Source organism: Vibrio proteolyticus NBRC 13287 (assembly GCF_000467125.1).
Classification (GTDB): Bacteria; Pseudomonadota; Gammaproteobacteria; order Enterobacterales; family Vibrionaceae; genus Vibrio; species Vibrio proteolyticus.
On record NZ_BATJ01000020.1, the window covers coordinates 1 to 25,544 of the forward strand.

The window sequence follows — 25,544 nt, forward strand, 5'->3', positions numbered from 1 at the left end:
CCTTGCTTTTCGAGAAGTTTTTCTCTCAAAGCGGAGGTGCATTCTAGCGAGATAATTTGAAGAGTCAAACACTTTTTCAAATTTCTTTTCGGAGAAGTTTTTCACCTCGCTGATACCGCTAAAGCCTTGTGGCGTCTGCCGTGTCAGTGGATGCGCATTATAGAGAGATGGAGAATGAAGGCAAGAGGAAAATCCGTTTTTTTCATAAAAAAAGAGTCAACTGAACAGCTTTCAATCAACCCTTTATTTACACCCATTTTATCGCCACGATTTCCATAACTTACCCACAAAAAGCTGTGGATAACTAGTCGTCACTATCAAAAAAGTATGAAATCCGTGAGCGCGGATTTAAGTACTCGCGAACTTTATCCGGCAATTTGGCAGGTAAGATAGCACTCACAATACTGATGTCCTTCTCTTTCAGATCAATGATCGGTGCCTGAGTGCGTGGTACCGATGGATCGTATACCAACACATTAGGGTATAAGATGCTCCGAGCATTGACAGAAATCACCAGGCCAATCATCTCATTAGAAAGCTGAACTACAGTTCCTGGCGGATAGACCCCCATAAACTTAACCAGAATGCTGAGGTTTTCACTGTTATATAGATGCTTACCATGCTTATAAAGATGAGACAAAGCGACATACGGAATTTTTTGCTCGTTGGTGTTATTGGCATGGCACATGTTGTCAAACGCATTGGCGACGGCAATGACCTGAGTAAATTCGTCAATCTCATCACCGCTCAAGCCTTTCGGATACCCGGATCCATCATTGAATTCATGATGCTGCGCAATCACGATACGTGCACTGTCAGGAAAGCCGTCTATTTTATCGGCTAACTCCACACCGTACTTGGTATGCAGTTTAAGGTAGTTCACTTCCGGGTCCGTCAACGGCGTTTGCTTACGCAAGATTGCAGTTGGAATTTTGACTTTCCCCATATCATGAAATAACGCGGCAAAAGCCAACTCTCTCAATTGCTGGGCGTTGTAGCCTTTGGCCTGACCGATCATCATAGCGATCACTGAAACGTTTAGCGAATGGAAGTAAATATCTTCAAATTCCGTCTTACCGTTCATCAAGTGCAAAGTGACGTTATCATCACTTAAAAGCTTATCGACAATATCTTCGACCAGCGAGGTCGCTTCGCTGACCGCCTGCTCAGGTCGATTGCGGATTTTGTTCATGACCGAACGCATTCTGGCCAAAGAGCGCTCAAATTCCTTTTCACATTGAATAACCCGCCGACGGTAGGCGCTGAGCTTTTCAATTCGCTGCTGCTTTTCCTGCCATAACTTTTGCGCTTCGATATCGATGCTCTGCGCGTCTTCTTTCTCATCTTGATGTTTGTCCACCAGCACATTTGCCGATAACGGCTGAGTATCACTCTGGCTGAGATCTATATAGACGTATTTGATGCCCAGGTGGCGAATGACCTGAATTTGTTCATCCGATTTGATTTTGAAGCTATTAAATAAGAAGGGATGCTCATTCCACTTCACTGGGAGACGGATATGCAGCCCGGGCTGAATTCGGTCAACAGTTATTTTTATGGTTGCCACGGCTTATCACTACTATTCAACAAACGAGTCGCTCGAAACATCAGTTTAGTGTATTAAAATCATAAATTCATTAGTGAAACGACGGAGTGAGACACTCGCCAGACCCCGGGGCGAATTAACGACTCATGCCCGCATGCAGCATCCACCGCACACCAAACTTATCTTCCACCTTACCAAACCGTGCGCCCCAAAAACTTTCTGCCAACGGCATCATGACATGCCCTTCTGCCGCCAAACGGTTAAAAATCTGCTCTTGTACACTCAACTCATCAATCACGACCGACAGCGCAATGTTGTTTCCCCCTAACTCCCGGGCAGCCAATCCATCGGACAGCATCACCGTCATACCGTGTGCTTGAAACTCCGCATGCATCACCCAATCGGGATTGACACCTTCTATCTGCTCTGGTGCATCGCGAAAATATTTCTTCAATACGACATGGCCATCAAAGCAGTGTTGATAGTAACTCAAGGCTTCTTCGCAGTATCCGGCAAAAAACAGATAGGGCGTGACCGTTAACATAACCACCTCCTTTCACTCTATACCTACAAGATAGACGAAATCGAGTCGGCACGCGTTGCGGTACAACTTAACGAGGAAACGGCCTGAATTGCTGACCGAAACGGCCCAGCAGGAACTCAATAAACACGCTCAGCCGTTTAGGCATCAATTGACGATTGGCGTAGACCAAACTGATGGGAACTTCCGTCATTTCCCATTCGGGCAATAACTGAACCAGTTGGCCCGAGGCAAAATACTCGCGGCAGATAAACTCGGGTAACACCGCGATACCCAGATCGCTCAGGCACCCTTTCAGGCAGGACGTAATGGTATTCACCCTCAGTTGATACGGTAACTCAATGGATACCGGGGCCTGATTAGCGGTTTTTAACTGCCAGGGAGGCAGCTTCACCGCCGGATTATGCAATTTGACCATTTTATGTGGCGCTTTCAAATCAGCCGGTGCATTAATTTGACCGTGTTTCATCAAATAGCCAGGGCTCGCCACCAGCACTCGCGGCGAACTGCTGATCCGACGTGAGATTAAACTCGAATCACTCAACTCCCCCACTTGCGCGTACACATCGATGCCTTCAGCGATGAGGTCGACTTCGCGGTTACTCATTTCCAAGTTCACTGTGACATTCGGGTGTTCGGACAAAAACGCATTAATATGGGCACAGAGTACCTCATGCCCGAGTTCCACTGGCATCACGACATTCAACCGCCCCCGGACCATGTCTTGATTGGCCGTCAGCTCAAGTTCAGCCTGATCGAGCACCTCCAGCATTTGAGTGCACGACTGGTAAAAATGTTCTCCCTCTTCGGTTAATACCAGGTTGCGAGTTGACCGGGTGACCAACCTCACCCCCAGATGTTTTTCCAGCTCAGCCAGCTTGCGACTGACCGTTGACTTAGTCATATCCAATGCCTGAGCAGCCTGAGTGAAGCTGCCGCCATCCACAATCTGCGTAAACACCACAATCGCATTTAAGTCCACCAGCCTTGCTCCTTAGATTAGTAAAATTTTTGCAACAGTGTTTCTTGTTTTTCCTATCTTATCAACCAATCCGCATCCGTTACACTTAGCAACCATTCATCGACGAAACGAATCCATCGAGGTTAAGATGTCAGAGCCCCACGCCAACCGTGCAAACGACGACGTTGCTCTCCCCGTCAAAGGGAAAAAGAAAGCCCCACTGATCGCCACATTAGTGATGCTCGTACTCGGCGTGTCCGGCGCTGTTTACTGGTATGGTTATGGCCAGTATTTTGAATCCACCGACAATGCCTACCTGCAGGGCGACATCACTACCATCAGTCCCAAAGTGGCCGGTTATATTGTTCACTCATACGTCAGCGACAATCAGTATGTAACCGCAGGCACTCTGCTGGCAGACATCGATGATCGTGATTTTATTGCGGCACTGGCTCAAGCCAACGCTCAATTAGCTGTCAATAAAGCCAATATCGGTAATCTCACAGCACAGCGTATCCTGCAGCAAAGCCAAATCAGGCAGGCGGAAAGTCAAATCGCATCGAAGCAAGCCGAATATGACCGTGCAGGCCAACAAGTCGACCGCACACGCCGTCTGCTGCAGAAAAACTATTCATCGCAAGATGAACTCGACAGCATGTTGTCACACCAGAAAGTGACCCGGGCAGCACTGAATGAAGCACGAGCTACCCATCAGGCGTCACTGGAGCAACTGTCGGTGCTCGACAGTCAAACCCAACAAGCGAAAGCCGCCGTTGCAGAAGCCGAGGCTCAGGTGGAACAGGCCAAACTCAATCTGGAATACACAAAAATTTATGCGCCGGTGGATGGCATCGTCGGCAAACGAGCCGCACGAGTTGGTATGCTGGTGCAAACCGGCATGCCGCTGATGAGCCTGGTCCCGACCAGCCAGGTTTGGATCGAAGCCAACTTCAAAGAAACTCAACTGGCCGGGATCCACCAAGGACAAAAAGTCCGGGTCGAGCTGGATGCTTTCCCTGGCCAGACACTGGACGGGATCGTCGATAGCTTTTCTCCGGCGACTGGTGCCAAGTTTGCGCTGTTGCCACCTGAAAACGCCACCGGCAACTTCACAAAAATTGTCCAGCGTGTCCCGGTTAAAATACTGATACCCGATCAAAAATCGCTTGCTGGCCGCCTGTTACCAGGGCTATCCGTGATCGCTACGGTTGATACCCGGGATTAAGCATATGGCCAGTACCGCATCAATACCGGCAGACCATCAAGAGCAGAGCGTGCCAAAACGCCACTGGATTGCTCTTATTGGTGGTCTGGTCGGTGCATTTATGGCGATTCTCGACATTCAGATCACAAACTCATCGCTAAAAGACATTCAAGGCGCGCTCTCGGCCACACTCGATGAAAGTTCGTGGATCTCAACGTCGTATCTGGTGGCAGAGATGATTGCGATTCCACTCAGTGGCTGGTTGTCAAAAGCACTGGGCACCCGCCGCTATCTGACCTGGACCACCACGATTTTTACCCTGTCGTCCTTTCTGTGCTCGTTGTCGTGGAACATGACATCGATGATTGTATTCCGGGCAATGCAGGGCTTTAGCGGCGGCGCCTTAATCCCGCTGGCGTTTTCCTTGGTGATTCAGCTGTTGCCCGTCAGCAAACGCGCTATCGGTATGGCATTGTTTGGGGTAACCGCGACGTTTGCGCCATCCATCGGGCCCACATTAGGCGGGTGGCTAACCGAGAACCTTTCCTGGCACTATATTTTTTACATCAATATCCCACCGGCGCTGCTGGTGATCTCGATGATCCGCTACGGGCTGGACGATGCACCCATAGAGCTGACGCATTTAAAACGGGCGGACTGGTTTGGAATTGCCACCATGGCGCTGGGTCTGGGGTGCCTGGAAGTGGTGCTGGAAGAAGGAAATCGCGAGGAATGGTTCAGCTCTGAATTCATCGTGCTGTTGAGCATTGTCTCCGCCGTCAGCCTGGTTTACTTCGTCATTAATGAACTGCAGCATAAAAGGCCACTGGTGAACTTGCGACTGCTGCGTGATCCGCAGTTCGCCATGTCGTGCATCGCGTACATGATCCTCGGTATGGCGCTGCTGGGGTCAATTTACGTTTTGCCACTTTACCTGACTCAGATACAACAATACAACGCAATGGAGATTGGTGAAGTTCTGATGTGGATGGGCTTTCCTCAACTGTTGATTTTCCCACTGGTGCCGAAACTGACCCGCATGATTAAACCCACCTGGCTGGTGACGTTCGGGTTTCTGATGTTCGGACTGAGCTGTTTCGTGAACACGCACATGACCATCGATTTTGGCGGGCATCAGCTGATTTTATCGATGATTCTGAGGGCCATCGGCAGCCCGTTCATTATGGTGCCGTTATCACTGGTGGCCATGAAGAACATCCGCCCACCCGATACCCCCGACGCCTCCACTCTAACCAATGTGATGCGCAACCTAGGCGGGGCCTTTAGCATCGCCGTGATTGCCACCCTGCTGGACAACAAAACCCGAGAGCATCTGGCACACATCAAAGAGTCCCTGCCGCTGGTCAGCACTCAAGGCTGGCAAACTCTGCAGCAGCAACAAAGCTTCTTTATACAGTCGGGGAGTGACAGCGCGACAGCACTGATGCAAGCGCAATCCACTCTGGCCGTGACCATGCAGCGTGAAGCCGCCATCATGGCATACAATGACGTGTTTCTGATCATGAGTGGCTTTCTGGCCCTTGCTGCTGTGTTAATTCTGAGTATGAAAGACTGATCTCTGGCAAGTCTTTCATCTTTCAAGAGCCGATACCACTAAAGGGCTCTGTCCGCATGACGTTTGATCAACTGCGCCTGAAAATGTGGCATTTCAGGCGCACCGTTACTTTGAACCAGCCCCATCAATACCTGAACGGCTGCACGGGCCATATCACTGATCGGAAAATGTACCGCTGATACTGTCGGATATAAGCCATCGCAGACGTCCACGCTGTCAAAACTGGTCAGTGAAATCTGCTCTGGCACCGGAATCGCGAACTGTTGAAGACACTGCATAGCCCCGACGGTCATCTCCTCGCTACAGGAAAACACTGCCGTCATGTCGGTATGGCGATGGAGTAATACTTTCATGGCTTCATAGCCACTTTTTCGGCCGTAGTTGCCTTCTTCACACCACGACTCATCTGGCGTCACTCCTGCGCTTTGCATTGCGTCGAGATAACCTTGTTTTCTCAACATACTGTTTTGCCGTTGCAATGGCCCGGTAATACAAGCGATACGACGATGCCCCTGCTGAATCAAGTGTTCAACGGCAAGGCGACTGGCCTGACGGTGATCAAAGGTAATACAGCGTGATTCCAATCCCTCGACATAGCGATCGAGCAGCACAAACGGCGTTGGTTGTTGCGCCAAGGCCCGGAGATCGTCGTCAGACAAATAACGGCTATGCAGTACGTATCCATCACAGCGTAAATCACGAAAACGCTGAATGGCCTCACGCTCGCCTTCTGCGCTGTGGTGTCCCTGCGCCGTGATCAAAAACTTGTGATGAGAATCCAGCTCCGTTTGCACCTGCTCCATCATTTCACCAAAGAAGCCCCCGGTGTAATACGTGACCAGCAACCCCATCATGTTACTCGAAGCTGTCGCCAGAGAGCGGGCAATGGCGCTCGGCCTATAATTGAGCTCCGCCATCGCCTGTTCAACTTTACGGCGAGTTTCTTCACGAAACTTGCCTTCTCCGTTGATGATCCGTGACACAGTCGAACGATTGACGCCCGCAAGCTCTGCTACATCTTTAATTCTGGCCATATTTGTCTTCTGACTGCTGAGAAATCTCATTGGTTAAGAAAAAGGGACTGCCGGATGCGAAAGGTGACTAACCCGGGGGCGCAACTGGCAGTCTAATCATACACAGAGCGCCTAAGAGGCAGAACCAAGCTCTGAATAATCCGTGACTCTGATATCATGTTGCACTAACCAGTCCATCAATTGCGCTGAGGTGAGAAGCTGCAGTTCTTGCTCTCGCTGATGCGTATAGCCACTGTTTTGCGCTAACCAATGATCCACCTCGGCCGGATGACACATCACTTCCAACACATCACAATCCGCCCTCATCGCATGCAAATGCGTGGTCAGAGCGTCCATGCTCACCCCGTGATCATAAAAACGATCGCTGAAATGGTAGCGAAGGGGCGCAGCGGCGCCCACCAGCCCCACTTCACGCATTGGAACCCGAAACTCGCTTGCCACTTCTTTTACCACATCGAACAACTGAGGATGGCGATGCACATGGTGATGACTATCGATATGACTGAGCGGCAGCCCGAGACGTAAAAAATACTCCACTTGAGCGTGGCACTCCTGATAGACCACCAAAGGATCAAAATCCTGTTTACGCCAAAAATCCGCATAAGTCAGACAATGATGGCCATCTGACGTCAAGCTCGGGTGCCCCGTTAATGGAGCCCCCGCCGTGAACCTCAAATGCAATCCGATTTTCAACTCAGGTAACTCGGCAGCCAGCGCTAATGCATCGGCTTCAGCCGCCATTCCGACCATCATGGTGGTCGATTTCACCACCCCCTGGCGATGTGCTCTGGCGATCCCGGCGTTCACGCCAGGCGTCAAACCAAAATCGTCAGCGTTAAAAATAACTTTCATCGGTCCACTCTCTTGTTACACGCCGCATCAACGAAACTGAGGCAGATAACTGGCGTTGACGTCCAAGATATCATTCAAGATCAGTTTGGCACGCTGAATGTCCGGCACCAATGGATTGTTTGCCAGTGCCATCAAGGCCTGATCGTAATCACCGTGTACTGCGGCCTCAATCGCCAGTTGCTCGTACGCTTTCACTTGATGCAACAATCCGCTGATTTTGGGTGACAGTTCACCAACCGCCAGTGGCTTCGCGCCCCAATTGCCAACCACCGCGCTGCACTCAATCACCGCATCGTCCGCCAGTCCTTTGATAGCGCCATTATTCAAAACATTGACCACATGGATAGTGTTACGGTTATTGTAGATTGCATCGACCAAATTCAAAGAAGCATCAGAATAGTATGCACCTCCACGCTCTTCCAGCTCCTTAGGTTTATGATCTAAATGAGGATCCTGATAAAGTTTAAACAGTGCCTGTTCGGTCGCCATGACTTGTTCTGCACGGGTGCCTTGCTCACTGGCCGTCTGTTTTTCCTCTGCCAACATCGCATCGGTCTGATAGAAATAACGGTGGTATGGGCAAGGGATCGCCCCAAGTGCGTTGAGAAAATCTGGATCCCAAGGCTCTTCAAAAATGTTCTTCATGCTGAAGTTAGCGCCATCCCCCACTTTGGCCAAAACCTGTTGAGTAACATTGCGCCCACGTAACCAGGCATTATGTACCCACACCAGATGGTTCAAACCAGCAAATTCGAGCTGCAGTTCCGCAGGCTCACACTCCATCATTTCGGCGATCATCATCTCCATTGAGACGGGCACATTACACAGTCCAATGCTTTTCACCTTGGTGTACTTGCTGACCGCTTCAGACACCAGCCCCGCCGGATTAGTAAAGTTGAGCATCCAAGCGTCCGGTGCCAGCTCTTCAATATCCCGACAAATATCCAGCACGACAGGAATCGTGCGCAGGGCTTTGGCAAAACCACCCGGCCCGGTCGTCTCCTGACCAATGACATCATATTTCAAAGGGATGCGTTCATCGTTCGCCCGTGCGGTTAACCCTCCGACACGAAACTGAGTCATCACAAAATCCGCTCCCCGAATCGCTTCCCGACGATCAAATCCAGCCTTGATTTCGATCTCAGCACCGACTTTGTCAACCATACGCTGCGCCAGACTGCGAATGATCTCCAGTTTGTCGGCTCCAGATTCGATGTCGACAAAATGCAGCTGTTTTATCGGCAGGTATTCAAGGCGTTTGAGCACCCCCTCAACCAGCTCTGGCGTGTAGCTGCTGCCGCCACCAATAATGGCCAGTTTCAAAGCATCTCTCGGCATAACTCCTCCTTATTGCGCCAGTTGTTTGTGCAGGGCCACCATCTCGGTCGCCAATTCCTGAGCCAGAATGGTGGTCATGAGGTGATCCTGAGCGTGTACCATCACCAAGGTCATCGGCACTTTTCCCTCACCTTGATCCGCTTCAATCAACTGAGTCTGGATCAAATGCGCTTTGTTCAAACACTCTTTGGCCTGAGCCAATTTTGCCTCCGCCTCCGCAAAAGCTTTCTCTCTTGACAGCCGTAATGCCTCATAGCTCAGACTGCGAGCTTCACCGGCATTGCAAATAATTTCCATCACAACCAATTCTTGTTCCATTGTGTTTCTCCCGATAGCGGGCCACCCTGCACGGCGGCCCGGATAAATTGATTAAGCGGTTGCGCCAACGCTGGCTGGCTGAGGCTGCGCACTGTCCTGCAGCTCTGAGGGCTGTTCTTGCTCAAGCATCTGTTTTTCGAACATTTTGAAAAATGGTAGATAGATAAACAGATCCAGGATCAGTAAGCCGATCACCAGCAACACTGGTGAGAGAGTCCAACCACTGCCCCATGAGGCGCCGATCAGTGCTGGCGTCGTCCAGGGAGTCGTTGCCACGCCCATGCCAACAAAACCCAGCTGAATAGCAAAATACGCAATCGTCGCGTTCACCACAGGAGCGAACACAAAAGGAATAAACAAAATAGGATTCATCACTACCGGACTGCCAAAAATCACTGGTTCATTGATTTGGAAGAACCCGGGCACAGCACTCATACGGCCAATACTTTTCAGGTGCACCGAACGGCTGAAGGACATCAGCAGTACCAGCGCCAAGGTTGCCCCTGAGCCACCGATAAAGATGTAGAAATCCCAGAATGGTTGGGTAAAGACATTCGGTACAGTGTCTCCAGCAACAAATGCCTCAATGTTGGCGCTGATGTTGGTCAGGAAAATGGGTGACAGTAGCCCCACCACAATCGCAGCGCCATGTATGCCGGCAAACCACAACAACTGACACAACAACAAAGCCCCAATGATGGCAGGTAAGGTATTAGAGGCGCTGATCAGCGGTTTGAACATCGCCATTACTGCATCCGGGATCAACATGTCGTATTGTGTTTGCACGAATAAGCTGAGCGGATACAAAGTGACAAAGATCGCCAGCACGGGTAACAGCACTTCAAACGAGCGAGCAATGGCGGGTGGAACCTGCTCTGGCATCCGGATGGTAACGTTGTACTTTTTCATTAATCGATACAGTTCAACAGAGAAAAAGGCACACATTACCGCGGTAAAGATGCCTGTGCCCCCCATGTGCGACATCGAAAGCGTGCCGTCCGTGGCAGGGGCAGCCACCAACAGAAAACTCATCAAGGACAGTACCGCACTGGTGATACCATCCATTTTGTAAGCTTTCGCCAAACTGTAGGCCACACCGAGCGAGACAAATATGGTCATAATGCCCATCGACATATTGAACGGCATCATGATGGTGTCGAAGTGTGTGGTCGCAAAATCAACCCAAAGACGCCCAAAAGCATTTTGGGTCTCTTCACCAAATGGCGGAAAAGCGAAAATCAGAATAAAACTACCGACAATGATAAACGGCATGGCAACGATAAACCCGTCACGCATGGCCCGAACATGTGGCTGATTACCCACTTTCGCAGCAATGGGAGCAATATATTTTTCCACTACTCCTATTATGGCGTCATAAAGCTTCATAGAATCCATCCTTATTTTAGATATAAGCTCTCCGCACCATAATTTAATATGGTGTGAAAACTTTCTTTACTATTTAATTAAATAGTTAATTTATAATATTTAATTTATTAATGCCAAAGCCTGCTCCAGAACCTCATCGCCTTTCATCATTCCATAAGCCTGAGGAGAGATGGCGGCAATGTTCTTACCATGTTCCTGGGCGGTTTTCTGCAGTGCTTCCAATTGAAAACGCACCTGAGGCCCTAGCAAACACACGTCATACTCCTTGATCGCATCTTCAAATGCATTGACAGACAGCGCATCAATCTTACATTCAATTCCTTTAATTTCAGCAGCTTGCTCCATCTTCCTTACCAGCATACTGGTCGACATCCCGGCACTGCAACACAATAGAATCTTCTTCATCACTCACTCCGATAGGTTAATTTTTGCTCCATAAAAACTGTAGCAAATTTATTCTATGCACAAAAGCGCAACCGGTTGCGTTATTCGTGAACAAACTCTCAATTTAAGAAAGTAACGATATTTCACTCAAATAATCGACGCTAGGATAATTAACAGAAATAGCAGGGTCGATAAACATTTAAATATAGAAAACAAAAACCATCAAATTAATAAAAATTAACAACGTCACCATTATTAATTTCAACATAAGGAAATCATCATGAAGTTAAAAAAACTTGCTCTGTTGGCAGCAATTAGCGCCCTGAGTTCGCCAGTCGCTTTGGCTCAGGAGGATGTAAAAGGTACGATTTATCTCACTTTTGACGACGGACCAATCAATGCGTCACTGGATGTGATTAAGGTGTTGAACGATGGCGGAGTCAAAGCCACCTTTTACTTTAACGCCTGGCATTTAGACGGCATCGGTGATGAAAATGAAGATCGCGCTCTGGAAGCGCTCAAGCTGGCCCTGGATTCCGGTCACATTGTTGCCAACCACAGCTATGATCATATGATCCATAACTGCGTGGAAGAATTTGGCCCACAGAGTGGCGCCGAATGTAATGCAACCGGTGATCACCAGATCAATTCGTATCAGGATCCACTCTATGACGCCGCCACGTTCACTCAGAATCTGACGGTAATGGAAACATACCTGCCGGGGATAAGCAGCTACCCTAACTACAAAGGACATCAACTGGCTCGTTTGCCTTACACCAATGGTTGGCGGGTCGCCAAAAACTACCAGGCTGACGGTTTATGCGCGACTTCTGATGAACTCAAGCCCTGGGAGCCGGGCTACGTGTGCGATACCGACAATCCGTCCAACAGCGTCAAGGCGTCAATTGAAGTACAGAATATTCTGGCCAACCAAGGCTATCAGACTCATGGCTGGGACGTAGACTGGGCACCGGAAAACTGGGGGATCCCTATGCCTGCCAATAGCCTAACCGAAGCGGCGGCGTTTCTCGGCTACGTTGATGCGGCATTAAACAGTTGTGCGCCGGCAACCCTTGAGCCAATCAATTCCAAAACACAAAACTTCCCATGTGGCACCCCATTGCATGCCGACAAAGTGATCGTTTTAACGCATGAGTTTCTGTTCGAAGATGGTAAACGTGGCATGGGCGCAACCCAAAACCTACCGAAACTGGCAGAGTTTATCCGTCTGGCCAAACAAGCCGGTTATGTCTTTGATACGATGGATAATTACACGCCAAACTGGCAGGTCGGTGTAACCTATCACCAAGGCGATTATGTCCTGCACAACGGGACGGTTTATCAAGCGGCCACCCCTCATACCGCACAAGCAGACTGGGCTCCTTCCGCCACATCTACCTTATGGACTAATGCGGATCCTGCAATCAACTGGCGCATGAACGTGGCTTATCAACAGGGCGATATCGTCGTCTACAAAGGGCTGCGCTATCAGGTAGATGTGGCGCACGTCTCCCAGGCAAGCTGGACACCCGATCAGGAGAACAGTTTGTTCAGCGCGCTGTGATCTGATAATCGACGTTTACACTTAACCTTATCAAGGCCGCACAAAGCGGCCTTTTTGATATTTGCGCGCCAAACAAAAGTCGATCGGATCTATCAGTCCTGCCGCCACCGCGCAGGCAACGTGCCTTTACCCCAAAACGACGAAAGGCCGCTATAAAAGCGACCTTTCTATGTATGGTGGTGGGCGGACTTGATTAATTATCGTAATTATATGTATTTAAGTTACTTATCAAAAACAAAACGAACACAGGGTTACCAATAGGGTTACCATAATAATAAGTTACCAACCCACTACTATTTTTCTGATAGTTACTAAAACTTTTAAAATGTCGTCAAGTAAGAATGCAAATTGTAGATCCTCTTGAAGTCAATAATTGAACAATTATATGCACACCTGAACATATAGTGTAACCCATTATCCAAAGAATAATTAAACCTAAAAAAGGTTGATTTAATCTTCTACTTTAGGTAGATTTAAAAATAAGGGTTATAACAATCCTTAAAGGCAAGGGGTCACGATTATGAAAACTACAGCTTTTGGACGCTATTTGCGCAAGCTAAGAATTGATAAGGGCATGATTCTTAAAGATTTAGCTGATGCGTTAGGAGTGAGTTCTGCTTATCTATCTGCTTTAGAGCTCGGTAAAAAGAATATTTCTGATGAAGTTGTAAATCAAATTATTGGTTTATATGGACTAAATGCAAATGAGGCTAATGAGTTAAGGGACGCTGCAACCGTTTCTCAACCAGTAGTTAAATTTGACTTAAAAAATGCGAATTCACAGGAAAGGGAGTTAGTCGCTGTTTTCGCTAGAAAATATCAGGAAATGTCTCCTGAGAAAAAAGAAAAACTGATGGATTTTCTCGAGGGGTAGCATTATGAAGCACCGTAAACTTGGAAATAAAGTAACGCCACTTTCTAGGGATAAAATTAAAATGCAAGCAAACCGCCTTAGAAATGTGCTTGGAATTGCAAAACCAGAAGTAGATGTGTGTAGGCTGCTCGATATCTTTATGGAGTACGAAATAGCTAGTTATGAAGTGGTCGAGGATGATGAGTTAGGTGAAGAGGAAGCTGTAACTTATCCTGATGAGGGACGAATTGTCATAAAGCAATCTATATATGATGGTGCCGCAGCTGGTGACGGTCATTGCCGCTTTACCATAGCTCATGAGTTTGGGCATCTATTTTTGCACAAAAATCAAATTCATCACAGCTATGCAAGGAATCGGCGAGAACATAAGGTATTTGAAGACAGTGAGTGGCAAGCAGATGAGTTTGCAAGTGCTTTTCTAATAGACGATACCTTGATTAATGCGAGCGATGACATACAGTCTGTAGCTGAAAAATTTGGAGTCAGTCGGACTGCTGCTGGTATGAAGCTTAAGAAGATAAGATAAAAAAAGTAGTAAGGACTCCTGCAACGAGCTACTCACTACTCTTTTTAAGAGTGAACACTATATAGAACAAAACTTTCAGGTAACGCTATCATCTGAAAGTCTGGACATGTGCACACGTAAACTTGACGGTTAAAGCGTATCCCACTAACTCCAGTTTGTCAACGATGGCTAGTATGGAGATAGTGCTATGAACAGCCGTCCTTCGAAAGAAGATGTTGTTGTTATCTATCGTCCATATATCACCAAAAACGGTAAGCGTATTTACCGTAAAAATGGTGGTATGTGGCGGCTAGAAATACCAGCATCGCAGTATAAGTAACAGTGGATAGGAAACTATAACTAATAACAAAAGAGCAAATGAATTAAATTTCGTTGCTCTTTTTTACTCTTAGTTGTTCAGTCCTTTCAATTTTTAGCTAAGAACATTTGGCGTATAGATGAAAATTCACAAAGCAAGAGGCTTTGTTGCGTAATTCGAGGAAACTAAATCAGAAACTTACGATCTGATCGGCTAAGTAAGTTAATTACCCTAGTCTCATGCCGAAACCTCGCTACAAAACAACGAACTGGAAACAGTACAACAAAGCCTTAATCAACCGTGGTTCACTCACTTTCTGGATTGATGAAGAAGCCATTCGCAAGTGGAAGCAGAGTAAACAAGATAAACGCGGTAGACCTCGTCAGTTCAGCGACTTAGCCATTACCACTGCGCTTATGGTGAAACGAGTTTTCTCAATGCCGTTGAGAGCATTGCAAGGGTTTATCGATTCTGTTTTTTCATTGGCTAACGTCCCTATAGTTTGTCCACATTACAGTTGTATCAGTCGAAGAGCTAAGCAAGTCGAGGTTTCATTTAAACCCAAGACTAGAGGTGCAATACAGCATCTAGCCATTGATGCGACAGGTCTCAAGGTTTATGGCGAAGGTGAATGGAAGGTCAAGAAGCATGGTACTGACGGGAAGCGTAGAGTCTGGAGAAAATTGCATCTAGCGGTAGACACCAGCACTCACGAAATCGTCGCGGCAGAACTGAGTTTATCTAATGTTACTGATGCAGAAGTCCTTCCTAACTTGCTCAAGCAAACACGCCGAAGAATTATCGAGATATCTGGTGATGGCGCTTATGACACAAGGGATTGCCACGATGCCATACGGTTCAAGCGAGCTGTTCCACTCATTCCCCCAAGAGAAGGGGCAGCCTTTTGGGAGAATGGTCACCCTAGGAATTTAGCGGTAGGTTGCCAGAAGCTCTACGGCTCCAACAATAAGTGGAAAAAGCGGTACGGCTATCATAAACGCTACCTATCAGAGACAGCAATGTATCGAGTGAAGCAGTTGTTAGGTGGGCGGCTAAGCCTGAGAAACTACAATGCTCAGGTTGGTGAGACTTACGCCATGATTAAAGCGCTGAACAAACTTACAGGGCTTGGTATACCTAAAACTCAGTATGTTGTATAAGAATTTTTCAATTTCAGGCAGTTGGGGTCTCTGACCGAATTACGCAACAAAGCCGGTAATAGTTCCAATTGGCAGTGTGTATTTCCCTAAAAACTGGCAAAAAAATCATTTGAAATCCCATTAAGGGGAATCCAAGCTTAAAATCCCCTTATAACTAAAATGTGAATACAAATTGCTAATTATCGGGGTAACCCAAGCGTAAAAAAGCCGCCCATAGAGAACGGCCACCAATCACTCATAAACTTTTACTTAGCGTTACCCTTTTTGTTCCAGTTTGCTACTTGCTTAATCCGACTCCTAGCAGCTTCAGAAGTAATGTCGCTAGGTATGAATTTGTCCAGGCTACCAAGTACATTGTTATGGTTTAAATCGGGATCTTTTATCGCATCGAGCCAGACTTTAATTGCCAACACTAACTCTGGAGCATGATATTCATGCTGGCCATTGAGCAGCTTTTGAATTTCAGCTAAGTATTCCGGAAGCTGATGGGATTTATTTTCTGACATAATTGGTTCTGCTTGAGGTTCTTTAACCCCTGAAAGAATCGCTTCTATTTGCTGCGAATGATCAACTGAACTATCGGTTACCATAGGCTGTTCATTGTAGAGAGCATTATAGATTTTGAGTAAATCACTTTGGATTAGATATAGGTCCGACTTACTCACATTACCTACCCGAATAGTTCTATCCCATACATCTGAATTTAGTGCTCCAAGAAAGTTCGGCTGATCTAGTGAACCGTCTGAATTGCAGGCAGTAACTCTTACTTCAGAAACATTGTTGATCTGAATTAAATCCTTAATAGCTTTACGTTCAGAAATACGCCATATCCCTGATGCATACGGGGTGACATCAGGCCCCCAGCACTCAGTATCAAAATTGGGGTCATTAGCGGTACCATAAGAGATTGTTGAAAGATCTGTTGAGGCTGCTGATTTTGAGCCATACAGCAGAATATCAATGTCACCATGAGGCAGTCGATTTGCTGTAATCTGTTCTGCTATTTCCTTACCGACAATGTAGCTAAGTGGGAACGCTTTCTTATCTAAATAAACGTATGTGCCTATAGAGCCTTTAATCATGTAATGCTCTATATCCTCGGTACTACACCCCAAACTCTCTGACGCTCTCCGTATGGTGCAATACTCGATAGTTTTTATTGACTTCTCTTTGCTTGGCTCACTTTTCATTACGTCTTTCGAAGCAACGGCTCCGACCTATACATCTAACTATATGTTTTGAGTACAAGAGACTTTCACAAAGCATTACATTAGGCAAGTGCTTAGTATGGCTGATTATGAGTAGTGGCACGGTGCCTTATGGTGTCACGGTGCCACTATGTCGGATTCCTATTTCACCGACTACACTAAGTTCCAGAAAAACGCCTCCACTCATTGAACAACATTCATCAGGTAAACAAATAAGGAAATAGCAATGAGTACATATGTATCTTTACAGGAGTGGGCCGAAAGAAAGTTCGGTTACGTTCCAACATCAGCAACTCTCTCACGCTATGCCAAGAACGGCCAGATATACCCTAAGCCCGTTAAGTTCGGCGGTCGGTGGCGAGTTGATCCGGAAGCTCAGTTTCTGGAACTGCAACCGGCCAATCATGACACATCAAATCCATTACTGGGGAGGATCTTAAATGGCGGCTAGGCCAAGAAAGTACAAGCAGCATGTCGCAAACCTATACCAAAAAACAGACAAGCGGAACGGCAAGACCTATTTCACATATAAGCACCCGTTAACCGGAAAAATGATTGGCCTCGGGTGCGACAGAGATAAGGCATTTGAAGCGGCGAGACAAGCGAATATCTTGATCGCAGAACAGAAGCTTGAACAGCTCAACTTTGCAATTCAGCAGAACCCGAAAGCGGTTAAGGTTGTCGGCCTGTCAGCTAAGTCATGGGTTGCCCGGTACCAGAAAATTCAGCAGGAACGCACAAAGACTGGCGAGCTGACAGAGTCGACACTGAAAAACAAAAACTACCTGGCGCAGATATTTGCGGATAGGTTCGGCAACCGTGGAATAAAGGACATATCAACAAAGGACATTGTTGACGTTATCGATGCTTACAAATTAGAAGGTAAAGCGGCGATGGCATCGAATATCAAAAGCCTGTGGATTGACCTGTACAAAGAGGCCCAGTACGCCGGAGAGGTCGAGCCGGGATTTAACCCTGCCATTCACACGCGAAATATCAAACTCACGCCACAGCGCCAACGAGTGAGCGAATCAGACCTGATTGAGCTGATGGATACCGACCTGTTCAAGTCGCGGCACTATCTGCGCATGGCGGTTAAGCTTGCGATCACAACGGGCCTGCGTCGGGCTGACATTGCCGATCTGAAATTCAGTGACGTGAAAGGCGATCACCTGTTCGTATCGCTCAAAAAATCAGTGGGGAAAACGAAGCTGGCCTTCCCTCTCACTCTGACGAATCCGTTTCTTGGTCAGTCGCTGGGGGAAATCATCAAGGAGTGCCGATCGAGTCGAATAGTGTCAAAGCACATGGTGCACTCATCGGAGAACGCCGGACGTGCGAAACGTGGCGATCAGATATCGCTATCAACACTGAGCAAGTCATTCATGGCAGCAAAGCGGGAGTGCAGCAAGTCAGTGGCTGAATCGTCGTTCTCGTTTCATGAACTTCGGTCATTTGCCGAGAGAACCTATCGAGATGCTGGCTACGATACTAAGGCCATACTGGGACACAAACACCAGGATATGACCGACAAGTACAATGACGATCTTAAGAACAGCTATACATACATCATTATCCCATCAGATCACGAGACACACGAATAATGGCGGTTATTTACATGTCTTGATAAAATCAGCAAGAGATAAACTGCTTGGCTCTTATGCGGCTTTGCTTGATAGCTCTTTCAACAAGCCTTGATGAAAGAACACACCAGCCAAGAAGAATTCTGCAAGCTGGATTGCATTTCTAACCTTACCCTCTGAACATTTAACCCGATCGGCTTTGGTTGCCAGTCGCGCGATTTCGCTCTTATTTAGCCCGTAGACATAATAAAGCACCAGGAAAGCCATAGCCTGAGAATCATGGCTTTGAAGTAAGTTAGCGATCGCTTTATCGATAATACCGGCTTGTTCATCAGTGATAGAGATATGATTGCGTGTTGGCTTAGGAGCCACAGAAGCAAGGTATGGAGCTTCTCGATACCAATCGGTGAAGGTGTTGTTGTTAGACCAATTGCCCCACGCATATAGTAGGTCTCTCGTTCCTGAAAGGTCTAATACACCATTGCCACCAGTAACCCTTCCGTCATGTTTACTCAGTCTAAGATTTCCCATTTGAAAGCCTCTGCGCAATTATTGACCTGTATTTAAACACAGTAGTTAGGTTTCATAAATGCAATTCTTAATGACAGCTTTTGACCGCAACACCTTGCCGTACATTATCCTTTTTTTTGACAAGCATCTTCGCAATAGTGCCCCCTTGTACAGCGGGGTTTCCCACCATTGGTGTAAACGTAGACGCCCTGAAAATTCAGGACATCTAGATTTAACTCATCAAGCATCTTGGTTACGTCAACCTTTAAGTAGTTGATTTCTTATAAAACCTCAATTTGAGAATTTCTTCCTCGCCCGTCTTTAGAACTATCAAAATCCAAAAATGGATTTTGTTCTTCCCCCAAGCTCAGCGGCAAGCAGCAAAGCTTCTGGAAGCGTTTGAGGGATTTTGAATTGATTGGCTTCTTCAAGTTCTCTCCATCTTTTTACAATCTTTGCTGTAAATTCTGGTGAAAGTCTGGCCACAACTATGTAAGAGTCTTCTTCGTTAACGTGGTAAATTTTTGTTGGCTTACCACCTCCAATTGTCGGTTCCTCAGATTGAGTTACCGAAACCAAAGACAAATCCCATAAGCTTTCTATTGTCCTTCTAACGTTGTCGTGACGCTTGACTGTTAACTCCGCAATCTCTCGGCTGCCCATGGTTAGATTTTGGACGTCTAGATAGATATGAGCAAATTTGCTCGCATCTATTTTTAACTCTGTGTAAATGTTGCCACGATGCTCGTATTCTGAACCGTCCAAATTTGGGCGGTAAATTCTGGTGATAATTGGGCCACGACGATGTAACTATCACGCTTGTTTACATTGTATACAGTGAGTGTCCTGCCGCCTTGTCCGTTGGGGTTTTCCTGCATTGCAGTAAAACCTATTACACCTGATTTCTTCCTCGTCCGTCTTTGTATTCTCCCGATTTTTCGGGAGATTGAATTTTAACCAGCATATTTCTAAGGTCGGTTAAAACATGGTCGTGGCGTTTTCCAACCTCGCCCTAACCTCGCCCTTTTGGGATAGTTAATAGGGATAACTCAAAACAGAGATCTAATCCTGATAATTCATGAGCCAGGCGGCGTCCCTAGACAACATCAGCTTACTGGCGTCTCTGTTTGATCTTATGCCAACACATTCAACGCTGGCGGTACTCTGTATGCGCAGATCCATTAGTTCGGCTATCCTTGCCCTTACAATAGGATTCCGCATAAGTCGCCATGCTTGTTGCTTGGCATATTTGTGGGAATAACAACCGGTGCGCCTAACCGCTTTGGTAGGGTTCAAATCGATAAGCATCTCATGGCAAAACCTATCGTATCTATCCGTGATTTGATATGAACTCGCTAAAAAAAGGTCTACATTTGTCATCGTTCAACCTCCATTAAAGTTTGCCTTTTAATACTAACATTCACTAGCACCCTGCATGCTACAAACAGCCGCCATTTCATCCAATAACTTTGACAGTCCATAGTAAAATTTAGTCAGTAAAATGGCTTGCAATGCTTGCTGCATAAAGCTTCAAGGATATTTAGCTGGCATATTGATAACATCAAAACGTCAAGGACAGTCAAAAAAATTAGTCGGGATTATAGTCTTCCATGTATTGCCAAAATTTCTCACCGAAACGCATCTCAGGCCACTCATGGGCGCCATAAGCAAGCCTGAGCCTTACTATTGGGTTTAAAACGCTGTGAGGCTCTCCTAGCTCATCATCAACATAGATACAAAGTAATCGACAATCATTGTCACTCACTCCATTAGGTAGCATTTCATCAATAGCCCATTCCATTGCATCGATATCTTCTTGACTTGGTCGTGATGGAAATCTTTCCACCTGGTACAAGTCTCTCACATGAATACGAATTGCTTTCCAGAATGCAATGATCTCATCAGATAAATTTTCGTGCGTAACTTTTTTACGCACCCCTGTTCCCCCTGTATTTACGTCTTCATTTACGTTTTTATAGCTATTATTTAGCTCACCCTCAGCTAATATTTGGCTAAACGAGGGATAATTATTAGCTCTACCAACATCTTGTTTTGGATTTTCTGTCGGATTAGCTGTCTCCTCTTCTTTTTGGTTGAGACAAATATTATCCCTACCAAGCTGGGAAATACGCTCAAGATTCAATGTATAAATGCTGGATGAATCCTTTATTCTTTTCTTTGTAATTAGCCCCATATCAGACAATGCTTTGGTAGCGTTCTTAACTGACGCAACCGAAATACAGTTAATGCGTGCCATTTCTGACACGCTATACCACGAAGAGTAATTTTGTTTAGGATTGGCTTTGCGACATAAAAACGTTAGCACATGTTTCTCAGTCCCTTTCATGCCGCTGATATTATCGACCAAATCCCAATATTCATTTGGGATGGACATAACCTACTCCTCTACACAAGGAGGTGTTACTAACTCAGCAGGAAGCCAGAACAGATCAATCTCTTCACTAATACCAAATACACGCTGTACCATTTCACACGTTAGGCTGTGTCTGATTCGGACTAGGGAACCATCCTCAAAGACAACCGCAACTTTTTGCGGGTCTACCTCACCGTCATTGAAGTAAGACAGGCGTTTAAGGTCCGGGGCTTTTGCTCCGATAGAGTCCGTGAACTGTGTTGCTGTCGCCTTAACGTGGTTCAGGTTCTCAGCATCATGTGTATTGGTCATTCCGTGTAATGCGCCAACACGAATGCAAAACTGTTGCGCTTGGCAAAGGTCACTGTAATTGCTCATACCGCGCCCCCTTTACCCTGCACTGAATCACTCAGTTCTTTTACGGCTTGCTCCATGCGTTCAGGCTGGTCTGATACCAACCAAAGGCTATTCCCAATCGCCTCTGGCTGCATAGTCTTTAGGTTTTCCTCTTCACTTAGCGCAGTGACTAACGATGTAGTTTGAAGAATTAACTTGTTGAGAGTGTTGATTGACTCAAGGTTGCGAGGGTTCATGCTGCGACCTCCTGAGCTTTTGCTGGAGTTCGAGATACAAACACTAGCGGCAAGCCTAAAAGCGCGTGTCGTGCTTCCTGCTCGCTTTTAGCACATGTTGATATGAAGCGTAGTTTGCGATTTGTAGTTAGTTGCGTCTTGATTCGTGAAATCAAAAATGTGTATATCATTGCTGTTGATACAGCTTGGATAGGGGTAGTAGTCATGATGACCGCCTCCGAGTATGGTTTGATATAACCACCACAAGCAGAGACCAATCGGCTGGTGGTGGACTGATCAAGGTTGGTCTTACCGCATACTCGGAAACGGCGCGCCGAAGCGCCCTCAACCAGCCCACCATAATTTAGATACAATATCCCTAAGGAATTGTAGATGTGTGTGCAGATTTTACGCATAAAAAAACCAGCACTAATAGTGAGCTGGCGTCTATGCGCCGAGTAATATTTCGGGAGACCAATCCCGGTTACAGATTTTGCTGTAACGAAAAGAATATAACGTACTTCTCTTATGAATTTCAACGATATTTATGTATTTGATTTCAAGTTTTGCCTTTCGCGTTCGCAATACCAACAGTTAATTGATTCACTTCACGACACCTAAACTATATTTATTTCATTCATCGATTTCCTCACTTCCGGTTAGAGGATCCACCATGAGAATAATCAAACCACGACAATACTTAGACGAGTTTTGGCTCGGGGCAGACATCACAAATGGAACAGTAGTTAACTGGATCAAAAATACGAGGAACGACGACACCAACAGGTAACTACACGGTTATCGTAGAAGAAGATGAATAGATGGATGACGTTAGGGCAAAGCTCTTAAAGTTTTTGGGGTCGTAGGCAGATTACATATGGTGAAAATTTGTTCTCTAAAGAGAATGCAGGAGCTAAATAATGAAAATGTTGATGGTAGCTATAATGGCTGCTTTATCTGCTTCACCGGTACATGCCAGTGAAGAAAGCGATCAAACAGATGATCTAAAACTTATGCTGATATCAGCCAAAATGCATGGAGCATGCGGACTGGTTCACCAAATGGCAAATTTTCAAAACTCAACGCAACTTGCTGGTGGAGATGAATTTATATCTAGATTTGTAGCCACTGAGCTTGCTAGATTAAACATGACAGGTGAAGAATTTCTTTCTTCATGTGATAAAGCAGCATCATACTACAAGTACTATATGAATCTTATGGAAACAACATCAAACTGATAGGTAGTCCATCAATGTTATCCGTGTATGTAATACTAATCGTCCTCCTTTTTGCGATACTCATTGTACTGAGAAGAATTGCTAATCTTCTTTGCGATATTAAAGAAACTGCCAACGTAACATCAACCATCCAAGAGGATGCAGAAAAGGCCATTGCTGATTTAAGTGAAAATCTATACAAAGACCTTGACGAAGTTAAGCTCACGCTGGCTAGCATCAATGAGAAGATAGACTAATCACTTTCCTCTCCAGAAAGATAAGCCATGAGACCAGATCTAATAATTGTTCTCTTATCTTCGCTTGGTAATAGTTCGAACCATCTCTGATATTTTTCAGATTTCATGAGTGCTCGTTCCGCTGCTTTTTGCGCGTTTTTCGCCCCAACCGATTTCCCTGCATATAGCTTAACGAGACTTTTAAATTCAGCACTTGAGATTAAACTATCTGCAGCATTAGCGATTGGTTCACTCTTACCTTTTGAAAGAGCTGACGCTATAGCACTTGCTGTTCCGACTCCGGGCACGCCTATTGATGTAGATACCCCTTCAGCTGCGACAGCATTTCTACCGACTTGATAAAGTTTGGATATCATTCCGGACTCAGAATCAAAGTCTTTCAATAGCCCTTGTATTACACCGGTGCGAACTCGCTCAGAAGAAGCATTTCTTACTCCACGAGCAACCAAGAATAAGTCACGAAGACGTTCAGGCGCACCGTCTGGCAAATTACTCATGATACGTTTTTTAACTGCTGAGTTTCGAGATAACGATTCATACCAGTCAACGAATGCTGCCGGATTAAGTTGTTTCTCTTTTCTAGAGGAACCAGTGAATACATCGTTCAGTGCGCTGAGTACAACTTCCTGACGCCTCTCTTTTGGAATAGCTGCTATGGTTTCATCAAATGACTTAAAATCACCAGTAGAAAGCTTCTTCATTGCCTGACCAACTTTAGGCATTATCGCTGCCGTCTTATTCTTGCCAAGTAGAGTAATCGACTGATCTTCTAAAGTTTTACGCTGTGCCACCAGCTTTTTAGCAACATCCCACATATCATTTGCACCAGCCGCTTTAGCTGTTGATTCCTGAGCATCTGTCAAAGCACCATAAAGCATTTTTAGAGCACCGGTATCAGCGTCTTTGTATGGACCTTGTGACTTCCTGAGAGCGGAGCCCACCTTCTTACGTTCGCTATCGATGAGCGCGTATGTTGGTTTGCTTTTCGCGATACCTAAAATTCTACGCTGAATAGGATCTAGATATTTCTCTCTACCTAACTCATTCGCCCTCGCCTCTAGTGACTGTCTTAACGAACTTGTATCGACGGTTGTTTTAGCCGGTACCGTGTCAGCAATGTTTTTGTAGATAGTACTGGCTTCATCATCGAGATCATTAATTGTCTTGAATATCCCATCACGAACACTCTCAGACAATTCAGACTTGTCCAGTGAACCACCAAATTCTTCAATAAGATCATCAGCCTTTTGAGCAACAGCATCGATGCCGTTCTTTTGCATCACGCTCATTTTTGAAGCCGGAACCGCAGCAAGCGCCCCCTCTAACTCTCGGTAAGCCTGACTACCAGAAGTCTGCGCAGGTGTGAGAGTATCAGAAACACCTAAGCGTTCTGCAGCTTGAGTAACTTCTGGTATTGGGGCGACATCAGAGGCAACCTGTTCTAAGTCAGGACGTCGAGCTCTTGATTGTTTAGCCACTTCTTGAGCGATTTCAGTTTGCTTAGCCTGTTGCATTTCAGGAGACAGGTTGTCACTAACTCTCGCTGCTTCAGCATTAATAGCCTGTTGTTCTGCAGTAGTAGCAACTTTCGCTGATCTAACTTTAGCTGCCTGAAGAATTGCAGGGATAGCTTCAAGCGCACCAGACGCCGCCGTATCAACTAACACGTTAGTCAGGTCAAAGTCACCACCTAATGCAGACTGATATCCCTCTTGTGCCGCCGTTGTAGCTCCGGATTGAGCCGCTATTTGAGCAGCACGGACAGGCAGTGAAGCAGCTCCACTAGCACCAGCAGGAATAGCAAGAGAACCAAGGCCAATAGCATTGTATAAATCCATCATTGAAGCCCCTGGTTTATTCAGAACAACTCTCTGGCCAGTTTTATTATTCCCTGCAATGATGTTACCTTTTTCATCGTACTGGATTCCAACTTCAGGAAAGTTCGATTTCAAAATATCAGCTACTTCCTGAGGATCAGTTGCTGTAAGTATCGCTGGTGCCACCTTTGCCACAGTAGATGTATCAGCTGTAGATAAAAAGCCTGACGATGTGGCAAGCTCTGGCAACTCTCTTGTAGCTCTGGTTTCACGATCTGCCCCGGTAAAGAAATCGGATACAGCACCAAGAACTGAACCAGAAGACTCCTGACGCTTTTGGTCAACCATCTGAGCTATACGCTGTGCATCTTGCTCATTTCCTGCGGCATCTGCCGCTCTAAGAGCAGTCATCAACTGCTCTTCTGTATAGTTTGCAACGGCCAT

General features: G+C 46.3%; 28 protein-coding genes. 11 read left to right on the plus strand and 17 right to left on the minus strand.

The window, feature by feature from the left end; all coding sequences use genetic code 11:
* Positions 1–304 precede the first annotated feature (304 nt).
* The 3 genes from VPR01S_RS17930 to VPR01S_RS17940 all read right to left on the minus strand — a co-directional run bounded on the left by VPR01S_RS17930 (position 305) and on the right by VPR01S_RS17940 (position 3,069).
* Positions 305–1,567, minus strand: coding sequence for an HD-GYP domain-containing protein (locus tag VPR01S_RS17930; RefSeq protein ID WP_021706789.1), 1,263 nt, complete (start codon positions 1,565–1,567; stop codon positions 305–307).
* 115 nt (positions 1,568–1,682) lie between these two features.
* Entirely contained in the window at positions 1,683–2,090 is a 408-nt protein-coding gene (locus VPR01S_RS17935; RefSeq protein ID WP_021706790.1) for a VOC family protein, read from the minus strand.
* Between the two features lie 67 nt (positions 2,091–2,157).
* Positions 2,158–3,069, minus strand: a complete 912-nt coding sequence (locus VPR01S_RS17940; protein ID WP_021706791.1) for a LysR family transcriptional regulator — start codon at positions 3,067–3,069, stop codon at positions 2,158–2,160.
* 127 nt (positions 3,070–3,196) lie between these two features.
* Between VPR01S_RS17940 and VPR01S_RS17945 the strand changes: the two genes are divergently transcribed.
* Entirely contained in the window at positions 3,197–4,273 is a 1,077-nt protein-coding gene (locus tag VPR01S_RS17945) for an HlyD family secretion protein (protein WP_021706792.1), read from the plus strand.
* 4 nt (positions 4,274–4,277) lie between these two features.
* Positions 4,278–5,828: a DHA2 family efflux MFS transporter permease subunit gene (locus tag VPR01S_RS17950; protein WP_040903088.1), complete on the plus strand. Its 1,551-nt coding sequence runs from the start codon at positions 4,278–4,280 to the stop codon at positions 5,826–5,828.
* A gap of 38 nt (positions 5,829–5,866) precedes the next feature.
* On the opposite strand, the gene VPR01S_RS17955 is transcribed toward VPR01S_RS17950, so the two are convergent.
* The 6 genes from VPR01S_RS17955 to VPR01S_RS17980 form a co-directional block, all read right to left on the minus strand.
* Entirely contained in the window at positions 5,867–6,862 is a 996-nt protein-coding gene (locus VPR01S_RS17955) for a LacI family DNA-binding transcriptional regulator (RefSeq protein WP_021706794.1), read from the minus strand.
* A 111-nt stretch (positions 6,863–6,973) separates the two neighbouring features.
* Positions 6,974–7,714, minus strand: coding sequence for a chitin disaccharide deacetylase (gene chbG / locus VPR01S_RS17960; RefSeq protein WP_021706795.1), 741 nt, complete (start codon positions 7,712–7,714; stop codon positions 6,974–6,976).
* A 27-nt stretch (positions 7,715–7,741) separates the two neighbouring features.
* Positions 7,742–9,052, minus strand: coding sequence for a 6-phospho-beta-glucosidase (locus tag VPR01S_RS17965; RefSeq protein WP_021706796.1), 1,311 nt, complete (start codon positions 9,050–9,052; stop codon positions 7,742–7,744).
* A 9-nt stretch (positions 9,053–9,061) separates the two neighbouring features.
* Entirely contained in the window at positions 9,062–9,370 is a 309-nt protein-coding gene (locus VPR01S_RS17970) for a PTS lactose/cellobiose transporter subunit IIA (RefSeq protein ID WP_021706797.1), read from the minus strand.
* A gap of 51 nt (positions 9,371–9,421) precedes the next feature.
* Complete coding sequence (locus tag VPR01S_RS17975; protein ID WP_021706798.1) at positions 9,422–10,756, minus strand: PTS sugar transporter subunit IIC; 1,335 nt, start codon at positions 10,754–10,756, stop codon at positions 9,422–9,424.
* 99 nt (positions 10,757–10,855) lie between these two features.
* Positions 10,856–11,161, minus strand: a complete 306-nt coding sequence (locus VPR01S_RS17980; RefSeq protein ID WP_021706799.1) for a PTS sugar transporter subunit IIB — start codon at positions 11,159–11,161, stop codon at positions 10,856–10,858.
* A gap of 259 nt (positions 11,162–11,420) precedes the next feature.
* On the opposite strand from VPR01S_RS17980, the gene cod reads away from it, so the two are divergent.
* From cod to VPR01S_RS18000, 5 genes are all read left to right on the plus strand, one after another.
* Positions 11,421–12,704 carry a chitin oligosaccharide deacetylase gene (gene cod / locus VPR01S_RS17985; protein ID WP_021706800.1) on the plus strand — a complete coding sequence of 428 codons (1,284 nt, stop codon included), beginning with the start codon at positions 11,421–11,423 and terminating at the stop codon, positions 12,702–12,704.
* Positions 12,705–13,224: 520 nt separating this feature from the next.
* A complete protein-coding gene (locus VPR01S_RS17990; protein ID WP_021706801.1) occupies positions 13,225–13,578 on the plus strand; it encodes a helix-turn-helix domain-containing protein in 354 nt (117 codons plus the stop codon).
* Between the two features lie 4 nt (positions 13,579–13,582).
* The gene (locus tag VPR01S_RS17995) at positions 13,583–14,104 is read left to right on the plus strand and encodes an ImmA/IrrE family metallo-endopeptidase (RefSeq protein WP_021706802.1); all 522 of its coding nucleotides are present in this window, start codon (positions 13,583–13,585) and stop codon (positions 14,102–14,104) included.
* A gap of 187 nt (positions 14,105–14,291) precedes the next feature.
* Positions 14,292–14,423 carry a hypothetical protein gene (locus VPR01S_RS23170; protein ID WP_021706803.1) on the plus strand — a complete coding sequence of 44 codons (132 nt, stop codon included), beginning with the start codon at positions 14,292–14,294 and terminating at the stop codon, positions 14,421–14,423.
* Positions 14,424–14,641: 218 nt separating this feature from the next.
* The gene (locus VPR01S_RS18000; protein ID WP_021706804.1) at positions 14,642–15,562 is read left to right on the plus strand and encodes an IS5-like element ISVpa3 family transposase; all 921 of its coding nucleotides are present in this window, start codon (positions 14,642–14,644) and stop codon (positions 15,560–15,562) included.
* 245 nt (positions 15,563–15,807) lie between these two features.
* On the opposite strand, the gene VPR01S_RS18005 is transcribed toward VPR01S_RS18000, so the two are convergent.
* Entirely contained in the window at positions 15,808–16,644 is an 837-nt protein-coding gene (locus VPR01S_RS18005) for a hypothetical protein (RefSeq protein ID WP_021706805.1), read from the minus strand.
* A gap of 352 nt (positions 16,645–16,996) precedes the next feature.
* Between VPR01S_RS18005 and VPR01S_RS18010 the strand changes: the two genes are divergently transcribed.
* Together VPR01S_RS18010 and VPR01S_RS18015 are read left to right on the plus strand one after the other, a co-directional pair.
* Entirely contained in the window at positions 16,997–17,221 is a 225-nt protein-coding gene (locus VPR01S_RS18010; protein ID WP_021706806.1) for an excisionase, read from the plus strand.
* On the plus strand, positions 17,211–18,374 hold the full coding sequence (locus tag VPR01S_RS18015) for a phage integrase Arm DNA-binding domain-containing protein (protein ID WP_021706807.1): 1,164 nt from the start codon (positions 17,211–17,213) through the stop codon (positions 18,372–18,374). The genes VPR01S_RS18010 and VPR01S_RS18015 overlap by 11 nt, the downstream gene beginning before the upstream one ends.
* A gap of 54 nt (positions 18,375–18,428) precedes the next feature.
* Here the strand turns inward: VPR01S_RS18015 and VPR01S_RS18020 are convergent, their stop codons facing one another.
* The 6 genes from VPR01S_RS18020 to VPR01S_RS18045 all read right to left on the minus strand — a co-directional run bounded on the left by VPR01S_RS18020 (position 18,429) and on the right by VPR01S_RS18045 (position 21,830).
* Positions 18,429–18,884, minus strand: a complete 456-nt coding sequence (locus VPR01S_RS18020; RefSeq protein WP_021706808.1) for an antiterminator Q family protein — start codon at positions 18,882–18,884, stop codon at positions 18,429–18,431.
* Positions 18,885–19,193: 309 nt separating this feature from the next.
* Positions 19,194–19,628, minus strand: coding sequence for a Rha family transcriptional regulator (locus VPR01S_RS18025; RefSeq protein WP_021706809.1), 435 nt, complete (start codon positions 19,626–19,628; stop codon positions 19,194–19,196).
* A 297-nt stretch (positions 19,629–19,925) separates the two neighbouring features.
* Positions 19,926–20,243, minus strand: a complete 318-nt coding sequence (locus tag VPR01S_RS23205; protein ID WP_040903095.1) for a terminase small subunit — start codon at positions 20,241–20,243, stop codon at positions 19,926–19,928.
* A 208-nt stretch (positions 20,244–20,451) separates the two neighbouring features.
* Positions 20,452–21,258 carry a hypothetical protein gene (locus tag VPR01S_RS18035; RefSeq protein WP_021706810.1) on the minus strand — a complete coding sequence of 269 codons (807 nt, stop codon included), beginning with the start codon at positions 21,256–21,258 and terminating at the stop codon, positions 20,452–20,454.
* A 3-nt stretch (positions 21,259–21,261) separates the two neighbouring features.
* On the minus strand, positions 21,262–21,615 hold the full coding sequence (locus VPR01S_RS18040) for a hypothetical protein (protein WP_021706811.1): 354 nt from the start codon (positions 21,613–21,615) through the stop codon (positions 21,262–21,264).
* Positions 21,612–21,830, minus strand: coding sequence for a hypothetical protein (locus tag VPR01S_RS18045; protein ID WP_021706812.1), 219 nt, complete (start codon positions 21,828–21,830; stop codon positions 21,612–21,614). The genes VPR01S_RS18040 and VPR01S_RS18045 overlap by 4 nt, the downstream gene beginning before the upstream one ends.
* 899 nt (positions 21,831–22,729) lie before the next feature.
* On the opposite strand from VPR01S_RS18045, the gene VPR01S_RS18050 reads away from it, so the two are divergent.
* Positions 22,730–23,047, plus strand: coding sequence for a hypothetical protein (locus VPR01S_RS18050; RefSeq protein WP_021706813.1), 318 nt, complete (start codon positions 22,730–22,732; stop codon positions 23,045–23,047).
* A 14-nt stretch (positions 23,048–23,061) separates the two neighbouring features.
* Positions 23,062–23,283, plus strand: a complete 222-nt coding sequence (locus VPR01S_RS18055) for a hypothetical protein (RefSeq protein WP_021706814.1) — start codon at positions 23,062–23,064, stop codon at positions 23,281–23,283.
* Here the strand turns inward: VPR01S_RS18055 and VPR01S_RS18060 are convergent.
* On the minus strand, positions 23,280–25,544 hold the full coding sequence (locus tag VPR01S_RS18060) for a hypothetical protein (protein ID WP_021706815.1): 2,265 nt from the start codon (positions 25,542–25,544) through the stop codon (positions 23,280–23,282). The genes VPR01S_RS18055 and VPR01S_RS18060 overlap by 4 nt on opposite strands.

Bases quoted from the DNA above. Each gene is read 5' to 3' on its own strand.
- VPR01S_RS18055 (WP_021706814.1), top strand. From the start codon at position 23,062: ATGTTATCCGTGTATGTAATACTAATCGTCCTCCTTTTTGCGATACTC.
- VPR01S_RS18020 (WP_021706808.1), bottom strand. From the start codon at position 18,884: ATGGGAAATCTTAGACTGAGTAAACATGACGGAAGGGTTACTGGTGGC.
- VPR01S_RS18060 (WP_021706815.1), bottom strand. From the start codon at position 25,544: ATGGCCGTTGCAAACTATACAGAAGAGCAGTTGATGACTGCTCTTAGA.
- VPR01S_RS18015 (WP_021706807.1), top strand. From the start codon at position 17,211: ATGGCGGCTAGGCCAAGAAAGTACAAGCAGCATGTCGCAAACCTATAC.
- VPR01S_RS18035 (WP_021706810.1), bottom strand. From the start codon at position 21,258: ATGTCCATCCCAAATGAATATTGGGATTTGGTCGATAATATCAGCGGC.
- VPR01S_RS18005 (WP_021706805.1), bottom strand. From the start codon at position 16,644: ATGATTAAAGGCTCTATAGGCACATACGTTTATTTAGATAAGAAAGCG.
- VPR01S_RS17970 (WP_021706797.1), bottom strand. From the start codon at position 9,370: ATGGAACAAGAATTGGTTGTGATGGAAATTATTTGCAATGCCGGTGAA.
- VPR01S_RS17995 (WP_021706802.1), top strand. From the start codon at position 13,583: ATGAAGCACCGTAAACTTGGAAATAAAGTAACGCCACTTTCTAGGGAT.
- chbG (WP_021706795.1), bottom strand. From the start codon at position 7,714: ATGAAAGTTATTTTTAACGCTGACGATTTTGGTTTGACGCCTGGCGTG.
- cod (WP_021706800.1), top strand. From the start codon at position 11,421: ATGAAGTTAAAAAAACTTGCTCTGTTGGCAGCAATTAGCGCCCTGAGT.
- VPR01S_RS17950 (WP_040903088.1), top strand. From the start codon at position 4,278: ATGGCCAGTACCGCATCAATACCGGCAGACCATCAAGAGCAGAGCGTG.
- VPR01S_RS18050 (WP_021706813.1), top strand. From the start codon at position 22,730: ATGAAAATGTTGATGGTAGCTATAATGGCTGCTTTATCTGCTTCACCG.
- VPR01S_RS17935 (WP_021706790.1), bottom strand. From the start codon at position 2,090: ATGTTAACGGTCACGCCCTATCTGTTTTTTGCCGGATACTGCGAAGAA.
- VPR01S_RS23170 (WP_021706803.1), top strand. From the start codon at position 14,292: ATGAACAGCCGTCCTTCGAAAGAAGATGTTGTTGTTATCTATCGTCCA.
- VPR01S_RS18040 (WP_021706811.1), bottom strand. From the start codon at position 21,615: ATGAGCAATTACAGTGACCTTTGCCAAGCGCAACAGTTTTGCATTCGT.
- VPR01S_RS18010 (WP_021706806.1), top strand. From the start codon at position 16,997: ATGAGTACATATGTATCTTTACAGGAGTGGGCCGAAAGAAAGTTCGGT.
- VPR01S_RS17980 (WP_021706799.1), bottom strand. From the start codon at position 11,161: ATGAAGAAGATTCTATTGTGTTGCAGTGCCGGGATGTCGACCAGTATG.
- VPR01S_RS17955 (WP_021706794.1), bottom strand. From the start codon at position 6,862: ATGGCCAGAATTAAAGATGTAGCAGAGCTTGCGGGCGTCAATCGTTCG.
- VPR01S_RS18000 (WP_021706804.1), top strand. From the start codon at position 14,642: ATGCCGAAACCTCGCTACAAAACAACGAACTGGAAACAGTACAACAAA.
- VPR01S_RS17965 (WP_021706796.1), bottom strand. From the start codon at position 9,052: ATGCCGAGAGATGCTTTGAAACTGGCCATTATTGGTGGCGGCAGCAGC.
- VPR01S_RS17945 (WP_021706792.1), top strand. From the start codon at position 3,197: ATGTCAGAGCCCCACGCCAACCGTGCAAACGACGACGTTGCTCTCCCC.
- VPR01S_RS17990 (WP_021706801.1), top strand. From the start codon at position 13,225: ATGAAAACTACAGCTTTTGGACGCTATTTGCGCAAGCTAAGAATTGAT.
- VPR01S_RS23205 (WP_040903095.1), bottom strand. From the start codon at position 20,243: ATGACAAATGTAGACCTTTTTTTAGCGAGTTCATATCAAATCACGGAT.
- VPR01S_RS18045 (WP_021706812.1), bottom strand. From the start codon at position 21,830: ATGAACCCTCGCAACCTTGAGTCAATCAACACTCTCAACAAGTTAATT.
- VPR01S_RS17975 (WP_021706798.1), bottom strand. From the start codon at position 10,756: ATGAAGCTTTATGACGCCATAATAGGAGTAGTGGAAAAATATATTGCT.